Below are 12,550 nucleotides of genomic sequence, written 5' to 3'. Positions count from 1 at the left end.
GCCGTGCGCGCCACCCTTTCCGCCCTACTCCTGCTGACCGGCCTGGCCGCCTGCGATTCCACGCCGGGCCAGACGGATCGCGCCTTCGCCGCAAACGGCCACGTCATCGCCATGAGCGGCGGCGCGGGCGGCGCGGCCAATGCCTGTTTCACCTGCCATGGTCTGGACGGGGGTGGAGACGGCGTGGCGGCGCCCCGTCTGGCGGGTCTCGACGCCGGCTATCTGCAAAAGCAGATGGAAGATTACGCCTCAGGCCTGCGCCCGGACGACGCCATGACCCGCATCGCCAAGGCGCTGGACCAGAAGGGCCGGCGCGAGGTCGCGGCCTACTATGCGTCCCTGACCGCTCCACAAACCCAGATGCCGGCTACGGCCCCCGCGCCTGCGATCTATCTCCACGGCGATGCCTCACGCGGCATCGTCGCCTGCGCCTCCTGCCATGGCGCGGCCGGTCAAGGATCGGGACAGGGCGGCAATCCCCAGATTGCGGGCCAGCCCACAGCCTATACGCTGGAACAGATCGACCGCTGGAAGTCGGGCCAGCGCCGCAACGATCCGCGCGGGGTCATGGCCGCCGCCGTCAAATCGCTTTCGGACCCAGAAGCCCGCGCCATAGCGTCCTGGCTGTCGACGCAACCCGCTTCTCCAGCGCCCGCCAGCGCCGCTGCCACCGGCTCCGCTTCCGTTGCCGCAGCGGCACGACCGGCAGCATCGCGTGAAACACGTCGTCCCTATCGATCAGATGGTGCTTGAGCGCCGCGCCCGCGTGGATCGGAATCATCAGCAGCAGGGTCACGACCAGGCCCCAGTGCATCCATTCCGCCGCCGCCTCGATCGCCCATAGCTGAGTGTTCGACAGGTCCTGCAGCGGTAGCAGCGGCCATTTGATGAAACCCAAGGTCTCCAATTGCCGCGTGCGATCCGTCGCCGAAATCATGGCCCAACCCGACAGCGGCAGGCCGAACAGGCAGATGTAGAAGACATAGTGGGTCACATGGGCGGCCATGCTCTCCCACCCCGGCTTGTCCGCATCGTTGATCAGATTGGGCGCTAGCAGGCGCCACGACAGCCGGCCGATCACCAGGATCAGCATCAGCACCCCGACCGCGAAATGCAGGTCATAGGCGGCCATCATCGCGCCGCCCACCGGCTGACGCCCCATCCACCAGCCCCAGCCGAGCTGGAAGATCACCAGCCCCGCCATGACCCAGTGAAACAGGATGCCGACGGGCGAATACCGGCCCTCGTCATGGTGCCCCGCCGCCCATGCGAGCAGTTGCGTGAAAAGCTTCTCGATCACGCCGCCCGCGCCTCGACATCAGGCCCGATCATCCGACCCAGCCGCCAAAGCGCTGCGAACAGATACAGCGCCGCCGCCGGCGCCCACATGATCAGCCCGGCCGCCTGCTGGTCCTCCAGCGGCGTCATGCCCCAGGCCAGGGTGGTGTAGGCATGCGGCGTATAGACGGCCTGACCCGCAAAGGTCAGCACCGCTCCCAGCAGCCCCATCGCCAGCATCGCCGCCAGAAGCGCCACGACGGCCGCCGGCGCCGTGGACGCCCGCGCGCAGGCCCAGAACCAGACTGCGCTGGACAGCAGGCTGATCTGCATCACCCAATAGACGCCGTCATTGGACAGTGCGGCGGCATAAGCCCCCGGGGCATGCCAGGCCCAAAAGATGACCGCCTGAACCGCCGTCGCCAGCACCAGCGACCCATATCGCCTGACAGGCAAGGCGCCCGCCAACAGAGGCGCGGCAACGCCGACCAGCAAGACGTGATGCACCGTCCGCGCCGAGAACAGCGCCGAACTCAAAGCGCACAAGGGCGAGACGAACCCCACCGCCAGCACCGCCATCGCCGCCAACCCAAAGGCGCGTCGCCGCCCCTCCAAACGCACTGCCATCAGACCCGTGGCGACAACCAGAACCACCAGCAACACCGGATCCAGGTTCCACCGCCACTCGCCGAAGTCAGGCGCAACCCCGCAATAGGGCGTCCACATCCCCCCCGCGCTCATGATCGAACCTTCGGCTGCCATACGCCCCCCTCAAGCTTATGCTTGAAAGCCGATCATGGCCTCAACGGTTCCCGTAGAAATTGCTTAGCGGTTTACAGGATCGCCGTGGTCGCCCCACGCCTCTTCGATCAACGCGGTCTTCCTGTGGAAGAGACGGAGCCAGAGCGAGAGCGTTGGAGTGTCCAGCCCGACGTCTGGTGGATGCACTCGCCGGCGCAATCACAGTATTGGTCATCGTCGGCGAGATATGCACGGGCGCGCTGCCATTGCCCAGCTATCTCCCATCAACTCGTCAGAGACGTTCCGTTGATGTCCCCCACCGACTTCGCGCCGGTCAACGTCATGGCCACCCGCATCTCCTTCTCGAACAGGTCGAGCAGGTTGGCGACGCCGGCCTGCCCACCAGCCGCCAGGGCATAGACGAAGGCCCGGCCCAGCAGGACCGCGTCGGAGCCAAGGGCGATGGCGCGGACCACGTCCAGGCCGTTGCGAATGCCGGAATCGACCAGAATCTTCAGATCTCCCTTCACCGCATCGGCGATGGCCGGCAGGGCGCGGGCGGACGACAGCACGCCGTCCAGTTGGCGGCCGCCATGGTTCGACACCACGATACCGTCGGCGCCGAAGCTGGCCGCGTCACGGGCGTCCTGGGCGTCCAGAATGCCCTTGATGATCATCGGCCCGTCCCAGAAATCGCGGATCCATTGCAGGTCCTTCCACGAAATCGACGGATCGAAGTTGTTGGCCAGCCAACCGATATAGTCCGCCAGGCCCGTCGGCTTGCCCAAATAGGCCGACACATTGCCCAGGTCGTGCGGCCGGCCGTTGAGCCCCACATCCCAGGCCCAGGCCGGATGGGTCATGGCCTGGATCATGCGACGCATCTCGGCATGGGGGCCGCTCATGCCTGAATGGGCGTCGCGATAGCGGGCGCCGGGGGTGGGCATATCGACGGTGAAGACCAACGTCTTGACCCCCGCCGCCTTGGCCCGCTCCAGCGCGTTTCTCATGAAGCCCCGATCTCGCAGCACATAGAGCTGGAACCACATCGGACGGTAGATGGCGGGCGCCACCTCCTCGATCGGACAGACCGAGACGGTGGACAGGGTGAAGGGCACGCCGCGCGACGCCGCCGCCTTGGCCGCCTGAACCTCGCCACGTCGGGCGTACATGCCGGTCAGGCCGACGGGCGCTAGGATGATCGGCAGGCGCAGCGTCTCGTCGAACAGCCGGGTTTCCAGGCTGAGGCTGGTCATGTCCTGCAGCACGCGCTGGCGAAGGGCGATGGCCTGCCAGTCCTCGACGTTGCGGCGCAGCGTCTGTTCGGCGTAGGCGCCGCCGTCGATATAGTGAAACAGGAAGGGCGGCAGCTTGCGCCGCGCGGCCTCTCGGTAATCGCTCGGCGACGAGATGATCACGCGCCCGTCCTACTGGAAGTTGGCGAAGGCGCCGCCATCGACCAGCAGGGCCGCGCCGGACATATAGGCCGCCATGTCCGAGGCCAGGAAGGCGACGACCGAGGCGATGTCCTCGGGCCTGCCCAGACGCCCCAGCGGAATTCGGCCTTCCATATATTCGCGCTTGGCCGTGTCCGCGAGATCGTCCTTGTTGATGTCGGTGGCGATGGTGCCGGGCAAGACCGAGTTGCAGCGGATGCCGTGTCTGCCCAGAGCGACGGCGCAGGACTGCATCAGGCTGTGCACCCCCGCCTTGGTCGGGGTGTAGTGGGTCTGCATCTCGCCGCCGACCAGGGCCGAGATCGAGCTGATGGCGACGATCGATCCACCCTCCCCTTGCTTCACCATCTGGTTCGCCGCCGCCTGGACCATGAAATAGGCCCCGTGCAGATTGACCTCCATCGTGCGGCGCAGGGTCTCGACCGGCATGTCGAGGAAGGCGTGGAAGGGGCAGATGCCGGCGTTGGAGACGAAGACATCCGCGCGCCCGAACGCCTCGACGGCCGCATTCACGAAGGTCGTGGCGCTGTCCGGCAGGGCCACGTCGGCGTCAACCACGATGGCCTTGCGGCCCAGGGACTCGATCTCGGCCACCACCTCTGCGGCGACGGCGTCGTCCTTGTAAGTGTTGATGGCGACGTTGGCGCCCTGGCGTGCGGCCTCGATCGCCGTCGCCCGTCCGATACCCCGCGATGCGCCCGTGATCAGGACGACCTTGTTCTCAAGCAGCATGCGGGCTCCGACGTTTCACTGTGTTCAGGGTTTCGGCAGCCAACCGAGGTCGGCGCTGATGGCGTTGGCGGCGTCGGTGACGGTCTTGGTCAGTTCCGTCATCCGGGCGTCCGACATGTATTGGGCGGCCGAGGAGACGCTGAGCGCCGCGACGATATGGCCGTCCACCGAACGGATCGGGGCGGCGACGCAGCGGATCTGGTCCTCGTTCTCTTCCAGGTCGAAGGCGTAGCCCTTCTGGGCATAGCCGTGCATTCGCTCCAGCCAGACGGCGCGGGCAGACGAATCATAGGGCGCGCCCTCGGGCGCATAGAAGTCGATCCACTCAGGCTCGGACTTGTCGAGAATCAGGGCCTTGCCCAGACCGGTCGAGGCGATGGGATGCCGTTCGCCCAGGCGCGAGCCGATGTTGATGCGGCGGCGACCGGCGACCTTGTCCAGATAAAGCGCGTGGCGGCCATCGAGGACGCCCAGGTGGACCGTGTCGTCGGTTTGGGCCGACAGCTGTTCCAGCCAGGGCCGAGCGACGCGCGGCAGGTGCATCTGCTGGCTGGCGGCATGGCCCAGTTCCAGCAGTTTCGGCCCCAGGGAATAGCCCTCGCGCGGACGGAACGACAGCAGGCGACGATCGACCAGGGCCGAGGCCAGCCGGTGGGTCGTGCTGCGGGTCAGGTCCAGCTTCTCCGACAGCTCGGCCAGAGGCAGCGAGCCTTCCATCAGGGCGTCGATCACGTCCAGGCCGCGCAGCAGGGTCTGGCTGCCGGACGCCTTGGCGCCGACCTCTTCTTCCCCATCGACCTGTGCGGTCTTGATTGACGCCACTCGTCCCATTTCGTAATCCTCATTCTCAGAATGTAGCAAAACACGCAAGCTTGTCCGGAAAACAGGATCGAGTTTGACGTGGCGCACGGAGGAAAGCCAGTGAAATCCCGCATGATGGGAGCAAATCACCAGATGCCGGTGATTTCTCAATGAGCCGCCTTTCGAAGATCAAGCACGTCCGTGCCTTCGTCGTGAAGAACGACGGGACCGGTGGCGGCGCCGACTATCATGACCAGGGCGACGGCCACTGGATCGACGACCATATCGCCACGCCGATGGCCAAATATCCCGAGTATCGCCAGAGCCGCCGCAGCTTCGGCATCAATGTGCTGGGCACCCTTGTCGTGGAGATCGAGGCCGAGAACGGCGTCGTCGGCTTTGCGGTGACCACCGGCGGCGAGCCCGCTGCCTATATCGTCGAGAAACACCTGGCCCGCTTCCTGGAAGGGCGCGATCCGTCCGAGGTCGAGAAGATCTGGGACCAGATGTATTTCTCGACCCAGTATTATGGCCGCAAAGGCCTGGTCGTGAACGCCATCTCCGGCGTCGATTTGGCGCTGTGGGACCTGCTGGGTCGCCTGCGTCAAGAGCCGGTCTTCGCCATGCTGGGCGGCGCCGTGCGCGACGAACTGACCTTTTACGCCACCGGCGCAAGGCCGGACAAAGCCAAGGAACTGGGCTTCATCGGCGGCAAGATGCCCCTGCACCACGGCCCCGCCGAAGGCGAGGAAGGCCTGCGCAAGAACCTGGCCGAGCTGGAGGCTATGCGCAACGCCTGCGGCGACGACTTCTGGCTGATGTTCGACTGCTGGATGGCGCTGGACCTGAACTACGCAACCCGCCTGGCGCAAGAGGCCCACAAGCTGGGCCTGAAATGGATCGAGGAGGCGCTGAGCCCCGACGACTACTGGGGCTATCAGTCGCTGAAGAAGAATGCGCCCAAGGGGATGCTGGTCACCACCGGCGAGCACGAGGCCACCCGATGGGGCTTCCGCATGCTGCTGGAAATGGAATGCTGCGACATCATCCAGCCGGACGTGGGCTGGTGCGGCGGCGTGACCGAACTGATCAAGATTTCCGCCCTGGCCGACGCCAAGGGCGTGCTGATGATCCCGCACGGATCCAGCGTCTATTCCTACCACTTCGTCGTGACGCGCCATAACAGCCCGTTCGCGGAGTTCCTGATGATGGCCCCAGGCGCCGACGAGGTCGTGCCGATGTTCCATCCGCAACTGATCGGCGAGCCGGTTCCGGTGAACGGCAAGCTCAAGGTGCCGGATGCGCCCGGTTTCGGCGTCGAGCTGAACCGCGACATCGCCCTGCACCGCCCCTACGCGCGATAAGACGAAAGACACTGAAGAATGAAACTGCTGCGTTACGGCCCCAAGGGCCAGGAAAAGCCGGGCACGCTGGACGCCGACGGGCGCATCCGCGACCTGTCGGGCGTCGTCGCCGACATCACGCCGGATCAATTGCATGGCGCGGCGCTCGAAGCGCTGAAAGCCATCGACCCGACCACGCTTCCCCTGGTCGAGGGCGAGCCCCGCTATGGCGTGCCGGTGAACGGCAGCCGCAAGTTCATCGCCATCGGCCTGAACTTCGCCGACCATGCGGCCGAATCCAACCTGCCCATTCCTGGAGAGCCGGTCGTCTTCACCAAGGCCATCACCTGCCTGAACGGGCCGAACGACGACGTGATCATTCCGCGCGGTTCCGAAAAGACCGACTGGGAAGTCGAGCTGGGCATCGTGATCGGCAAGCCCGCCACCTACGTCACCCAGGACGAGGCGCTGGATCATGTCGCCGGCTACGTCCTGATCAACGACGTGTCTGAACGCGCCTTCCAGACCGAGCGCGGCGGCACCTGGGACAAGGGCAAGGGGTGCGACACCTTCGGCCCCGTCGGCCCCTGGATCGTCACGACCGACGAAGTGGGCGACGTGCAGAACCTGGACATGTGGCTGGACCTGAACGGCAAGCGGATGCAGACCGGCAATACGAAGACCATGATCTTCGGTGTCGCCGAGATCGTCTCCTATCTGTCGGAGTTCATGACGCTGGAGCCCGGCGATCTGATCACCACGGGCACCCCTCCGGGCGTCGGCCTGGGCCAGAAGCCGCCCCTGTATCTGAAGGCCGGCGACGTGATGGAGCTGGGCATCGACAAACTGGGCAGCCAGCGCCAAGCGGTCGTCGCCTGGTCCAGGGACGCCGTCGCATGAGCGCCTATCAGGGACGGTTCACCGGCCGCACCGCCGTCGTGACCGGCGGCGCCTCGGGCCTGGGCAAGGCCTCGGCCGCGCGCATCATCGCCGAGGGTGGCCAGGTCTCGCTGTGGGACCTGAACGCAGACGCCTTGGCCGCCGCAGCCGTGGAGATCGGCGCGCAACATTTCGTGGCGCTGGACGTGTCGGACGCCGATGCGGTCGCCGCCGCCGCCTCTGAGGCGATCCAGACGCTGGGCAGGATAGACATCCTGATCGCTTCGGCCGGCATCACCGGCGCCACCGTGCCGGTGCACGAGTTCCCGATCGACAGCTGGAAACGGGTCGTCGACATCAATCTGAACGGCGTCTTCTACTGCTCGCGCGCGATCGTGCCCTTCATGCTTGAGAACGGCTACGGCCGCATCGTCAATGTGGCCTCGGTCGCCGGCAAGGAAGGCAATCCCAACGCCAGCGCCTATTCGGCGTCCAAGGCCGGCGTGATCGGCTTCACCAAGTCGCTCGGCAAGGAACTGGCCGGCAAGGGTGTCATCGCCAATGCCTTGACCCCCGCCACCTTCGAAAGCCCGATCCTGGCCCAGATGCCGCAAAGCCAGGTCGACTACATGCGCTCCAAGATCCCCATGGGCCGCCTGGGCGAGGTCGACGAAAGCGCCGCCATGGTCTGTTTCATGGCCTCGGAAGAATGCAGCTTCACCACCGCCTCGACGTTCGACACGTCGGGCGGACGCACCACCTACTAGGGCGCGCGGGTGGGGTCTGATCTTCGCATCGTCGACGGCCACGTCCACCTGTGGGACCTGTCGCGTGCGCGCTATGGCTGGCTTCAGGACGATCCCCTGCCGAACAATCCGGCGGGGGATATGTCGCCCATCGCGCACAAGAACTATCTGCTGAAGCACTACCTCGCCGACACGGCCGGTTGGCGCGTGGACAAGATCGTCCACGTCGAGGCCGGCCAGCCCATCGGCCGGCAACTGGCCGAAACCGATTGGCTCCAGTCGCTGTCGGATGACTACGGCTATCCGCACGCCATCGTCGCCGGCGCCGACCTGCTCGACCCAGACCTCGACGCCCTGCTGGAGGTCCATGCCGCCCGGCCGAACGTGCGCGGCGTGCGCCAGATCGTCTGCTGGCACGAGGATTCGCTGAAGACCTATACCGACCGCGACCTGTTGCGCGATCCGCAGTGGGTCGAAGGGTTCGCCAAGTTGGCGCGCCACGGCCTGTCGTTCGACCTTCAGCTCTATCCGTCGCAGATGCCAACCGCCGCCATCATCGCCGCGCGCCATCCCGGCATTCCCCTGATCGTCAACCACGCCGGCCTGCCGACCGACCGCGACGCCATCGGCATGGAGCGCTGGCGCACGGGCCTGCGTCTGCTGGCCGCCCAGCCCCAGGTCTCGATCAAGATCTCGGGCCTGGGCATCACCGACCGCGCCTGGACGCCCGACAGCATCCGGCCCGTCGTGCTGGACTGCATCGACATCTTCGGGACCCAGCGCGCCATGTTCGCCTCCGACTTCCCCGTCGAAAGCGTCCACGGAAGCTTCGACGCCTTCTATTCCGCCTTCGACGCTATCACAGCCGACTTCTCGGCCGACGAGCGCGACCGCCTGTTCGCCGCCAACGCCGAGGCGATCTACCGCATCTGACACCCAGTCCGCCGAAGCCGCATCAAGACGGCTAGGCCCCGAGGAAATCCAGGAGAGTATCCCATGGTCATCGAGACCGACGCCGCCCACACCCCCGGACGGCTCGCCCAATCTTCAGGGGCAAAGCCCGCCCGTTCGCTGAAGGGCCCGCTGGCCTTCGCCATCGCCTGTTTCCTGATCTGGGGCCTGGCCTACGGTCTGCTGGACGTGCTGAACAAGCATTTCCAGGAAACGCTGAGCATCAGCCAGGCCGACAGCGCCTGGCTGCAGATCGCCTATTTCGGCGCCTATCTGCTGCTGTCGATTCCGGCGGGCATGCTGCTGCATGCGCGGGGCTACAAGTTCGGCATCGTGTCGGGCCTGGCGGTCACCGCCATCGGCGCCCTGCTGTTCATCCCGGCGGCGGGCGCCGGCGCCTTCCTGCCCTTCGTCGGTTCCATGTTCGTGCTCGCCGCCGGCCTGTGCATCCTGGAGACCAGCGCCGACACCTACGTCAACGTCCTGGGCGATCCGGCCAAGGCCTCGCAGCGGCTGAACCTGGCCCAGTCGTTCAACGCCCTGGGCGTCTTCTTCGGCCCGCTGATCGGCGGCGCCGTCTTCTTCAGCCCCACCACGACCGAAGCCCTGGGCGGTGCGACCCGCTCGATCCAGATCGTCTATGGCCTGATCGCCGTCGGCGTGGTCCTGTTCGCCATCGCCGTCTGGCGCGCCCGCCTGCCGGAAACCGGCCTGTCGGACCACGGTAATGCGGTGGCTGGCGACGCCCCGGCCCTGCCCCTGTCGAAGCAGCCGCACTTCATCGCCGGCGTGATCACCCAGGCCCTCTACATCGGCGCCCAGGTCGGCATCGGCGCCTATTTCATCAATCTGGTGACCCACAACTGGCAGGACCTGACCTCGCAGCAAGGCGCCTTCATGCTGTCGCTGGCGGCCATCGGCTATCTGGTCGGCCGCTTCTTCGCCACCGCCCTGCTGCTGAAGATCAAGCCCCGCGTCCTGCTGACCACCTATGGCGTGATCAACGTCGTCCTGACTCTGGTCGTTGCCGCTGGCATCGACAAGGTCTCGCCGATCGCCCTGATCGCCGTCTTCTTCTTCATGTCAACCATGTTCGCCACCATCTTCGCCCTGGGCACCACCGGCCTTGGCGCCGGCACCAAGAAGGCGTCCTCCCTGATGGTCATGGCCATCGGCGGCGGCGTGCTGCTGCCCTGGCCCATGGGCAAGATCGCCGACCTCTACGGCGCCAATGTCGCCTTCCTGCTGCCCGCCGTCTGCTTCGCCGTCGTCGCTTGGTACGGCTGGAAGGGCGCTGGCCTTGGACTGAAGAAGGATGCCGCCTGATGCGTCTTCGCACCGCCCTGCTCGCCTTCACCCTGCTGGCCGGTCCCACGGCCGCCTGCGCCCAAACTGTCGCGCCCACGGCCGTCGTCGCGCCCGCCGCGCCGATCGACCGCCACGCCCTGGTCACGCGCCACAACGTCAGCCTGACGGCCATCGACCGCCATGCCCCGATCATGCTGGGCAACGGCGACCTGGGATTCACCGCCGACATCACCGGGCTCCAGACCTTTCCGGAACAGTATTCGGAACTGTCGCCCCTGCTGACCATGGCCCAGTGGGCCTGGCACAGCTTTCCCAATCCGAATGGCTATACCGAGCAGGACGGGCTGATCGACGTGCCCGTGCCGGGTCGGGGCGAACAGCCTTATGCCTGGATGAAATCATGGGACGTGGCGGAAACCCAGCCCGCCTACACCTGGCTGCGAGCCAACCCGCATCGATTTTCGCTCAGCCGCATCGGCCTGACCTTCGCCGACGGCAAACCGCTGGACTTCGCCAAGGTCGCCGACACGCGCCAGACGCTGGACCTGTGGTCCGGCGCCCTGACCAGCCGCTTCACCTATGACGGCCAGCGGGTCGAGGTCGTGACCCGCGTCCACCCGGCGCTGGACATGGTCATGGTCGAGATCGCCTCGCCCCTGGTCGCGTCTCAGGGCCTGGGCGTCCAGGTCCGCTATCCCGGCGTGAACCCCGCCATCAATCCCGACCCGACGACGTTCGAGGCGTCGGGCGCGCAAAGCCTGAGCGTCGTCACCCACGACACGGGCGACGTCCGCATTCGCCGTACACTGGACGACACCACCTATTATTCCGGCATCACCGCTTCCGGTAAGATCGAACAGAACGGCGCCGACGCCTTCCGTGTGGCCGCCGCTGGCCGCGACCGACTGACCGTCATGGTCCGCTTCGACCAACAGGCCCAGACGCCCGCCACGCCCGCGTACAGCGCCGGTGTCCAGGCGACGACCGCCCACTGGAACGGCTTCTGGACCCAGGGCGGCGCCGTCGATTTCACGGGCTCCACCGACCCGCGTGCCGCCGAGCTGGAGCGGCGCGTTGTCCTGTCGCAATATCTGTCGGCCGTGAACGGCGCCGGCGAACTGCCGCCGCAGGAAGAGGGCCTGTTCTCCAACAGCTGGTACGGCAAGTTCCACCTGGAAATGCACGCCTGGCACGCCGGCTGGCAGGCCATGTGGGGCCATCCCGACATGCTGGAGCGCAGCCTGCCCTGGTATGTCGGCAATCTGGACAACGCCCGCGCCGAGGCCGCTCGTCACCATGTGAAGGGCGCCTGGTGGCCCAAGATGGTCGGGCCCGAGGGCCGCAACAGCCCCAGCCTGGTTTCGCCCTTCATCATGTGGCAGCAGCCGCACCCGATCCTGCTGGCCGAACTGGTCTGGCGCTCCGAGAAGGACCCGGCCGTGCTGGATCGATATGGCGAGGTGGTCGAGGCGACCGCCGACCTGTTGGCCTCCTGGCCCATCGAACACGAAGGCCGGCTGAACCTCGGCACGCCGATGATCCCTGCGCAGGAGAACTACGATCCCCTGACCACGGTGAACCCGACCTTCGAGGTCGAGTATTTCCGCTGGGCTCTGGAAACCGCGCAAGCTTGGCGTGAACGCAAGGGCCAGGCCCGCCGCGCCGATTGGGATCAGGCCCTGGCGAAGATCGCACCGCCGCCGATGAAGGACGGCCTTTATCTGCCGATCGAGAACCTGCCGGACTTCTGGGAGACGGCCATGTCCGACGCCTGCCGCAAGCACGCGGCGGCGGCCCAGTGCAAGAACCGCGACCACCCCTCCTTCCTAATGGCCTATGGCTTCATCCCTGGCGCGCGGATCGATCCCGCCGCCATGCGCCGCACCTTCGAGGCGGTGGAGCAGACGTGGGACGTGCGCCAAACCTGGGGCTGGGACTTCCCGATGATGGCCATGACGGCGGCCCGTGTCGGCGAACCGGAAAAGGCCGTCGACTGGCTGTTCGCCGATCTGAAGAACAACCAGTGGGGCGTTACCGGCATGACCCCGCGCGTCCACCTGGACGAGCACGCCGACGAACTCGTCCCCGTCTCGGCCGGCGCCGGCGGCGTCGAGATGGCGGTCAATCCCGACGGTCCCGGCTATCGCCGCGCCGCCGAGACCTACTTCCCGTCCAATGGGTCGCTGCTGATGGCCGTCGGCCTGATGGCGGCGGGCTGGGACGGATCGAGCGGCCACGCCCCCGGCTTTCCGAAGGACGGCTGGACCGTCCGGGTCGAAGGCCTGACCCCCGCGCCGTAATCCAGAAAAAACCG

11 protein-coding genes and 1 pseudogene are annotated in these 12,550 nt (G+C 66.5%); 7 read left to right on the top strand and 5 right to left on the bottom strand.

The features are described from left to right. Positions 1 to 111 precede the first annotated feature (111 nt). Positions 112 to 573: pseudogene (locus tag ACP693_RS08625) on the top strand (c-type cytochrome); the annotation flags it as partial. 7 nt (positions 574 to 580) lie between these two features. On the opposite strand, the gene ACP693_RS08620 reads toward ACP693_RS08625, so the two are convergent. From ACP693_RS08620 to ACP693_RS08600, 5 genes are all read right to left on the bottom strand, one after another. After that, a complete protein-coding gene (locus ACP693_RS08620; protein WP_426017549.1) occupies positions 581 to 1,300 on the bottom strand; it encodes a cytochrome b in 720 nt (239 codons plus the stop codon). Continuing rightward, entirely contained in the window at positions 1,297 to 2,019 is a 723-nt protein-coding gene (locus tag ACP693_RS08615; RefSeq protein WP_426017551.1) for a cytochrome c oxidase assembly protein, read from the bottom strand. The genes ACP693_RS08620 and ACP693_RS08615 overlap by 4 nt, the downstream gene beginning before the upstream one ends. A 284-nt stretch (positions 2,020 to 2,303) precedes the next feature. Then, positions 2,304 to 3,437, bottom strand: a complete 1,134-nt coding sequence (gene lldD, locus ACP693_RS08610) for an FMN-dependent L-lactate dehydrogenase LldD (RefSeq protein ID WP_426017552.1) — start codon at positions 3,435 to 3,437, stop codon at positions 2,304 to 2,306. Between the two features lie 9 nt (positions 3,438 to 3,446). Further along, on the bottom strand, positions 3,447 to 4,208 hold the full coding sequence (locus ACP693_RS08605) for an SDR family NAD(P)-dependent oxidoreductase (RefSeq protein ID WP_426017554.1): 762 nt from the start codon (positions 4,206 to 4,208) through the stop codon (positions 3,447 to 3,449). A gap of 24 nt (positions 4,209 to 4,232) precedes the next feature. Continuing rightward, positions 4,233 to 5,039: an IclR family transcriptional regulator gene (locus ACP693_RS08600; RefSeq protein ID WP_135195703.1), complete on the bottom strand. Its 807-nt coding sequence runs from the start codon at positions 5,037 to 5,039 to the stop codon at positions 4,233 to 4,235. A gap of 140 nt (positions 5,040 to 5,179) precedes the next feature. Between ACP693_RS08600 and rhmD the strand changes: the two genes are divergently transcribed. The 6 genes from rhmD to ACP693_RS08570 all read left to right on the top strand — a co-directional run bounded on the left by rhmD (position 5,180) and on the right by ACP693_RS08570 (position 12,536). After that, positions 5,180 to 6,373, top strand: a complete 1,194-nt coding sequence (rhmD, locus tag ACP693_RS08595; RefSeq protein ID WP_426017556.1) for an L-rhamnonate dehydratase — start codon at positions 5,180 to 5,182, stop codon at positions 6,371 to 6,373. A gap of 18 nt (positions 6,374 to 6,391) precedes the next feature. Next, complete coding sequence (locus ACP693_RS08590) at positions 6,392 to 7,252, top strand: fumarylacetoacetate hydrolase family protein (protein ID WP_426017558.1); 861 nt, start codon at positions 6,392 to 6,394, stop codon at positions 7,250 to 7,252. Beyond that, positions 7,249 to 7,998 carry an SDR family NAD(P)-dependent oxidoreductase gene (locus ACP693_RS08585; protein ID WP_426017559.1) on the top strand — a complete coding sequence of 250 codons (750 nt, stop codon included), beginning with the start codon at positions 7,249 to 7,251 and terminating at the stop codon, positions 7,996 to 7,998. The genes ACP693_RS08590 and ACP693_RS08585 overlap by 4 nt, the downstream gene beginning before the upstream one ends. Before the next feature lie 9 nt (positions 7,999 to 8,007). Continuing rightward, on the top strand, positions 8,008 to 8,910 hold the full coding sequence (locus ACP693_RS08580) for an amidohydrolase family protein (RefSeq protein WP_426017560.1): 903 nt from the start codon (positions 8,008 to 8,010) through the stop codon (positions 8,908 to 8,910). 63 nt (positions 8,911 to 8,973) lie between these two features. Beyond that, on the top strand, positions 8,974 to 10,254 hold the full coding sequence (locus tag ACP693_RS08575; RefSeq protein WP_426017562.1) for a sugar MFS transporter: 1,281 nt from the start codon (positions 8,974 to 8,976) through the stop codon (positions 10,252 to 10,254). After that, entirely contained in the window at positions 10,254 to 12,536 is a 2,283-nt protein-coding gene (locus tag ACP693_RS08570) for a hypothetical protein (RefSeq protein ID WP_426017564.1), read from the top strand. The genes ACP693_RS08575 and ACP693_RS08570 overlap by 1 nt, the downstream gene beginning before the upstream one ends. Positions 12,537 to 12,550 lie beyond the last annotated feature (14 nt).

Origin of the sequence: Brevundimonas sp. TWP1-3 (assembly GCF_049896085.1) — a bacterium.
GTDB lineage: Bacteria > Pseudomonadota > Alphaproteobacteria > Caulobacterales > Caulobacteraceae > Brevundimonas.
The sequence above is the reverse complement of the archived record's forward strand: the minus strand, read 5'-3'. Positions and strand labels throughout refer to the sequence as shown.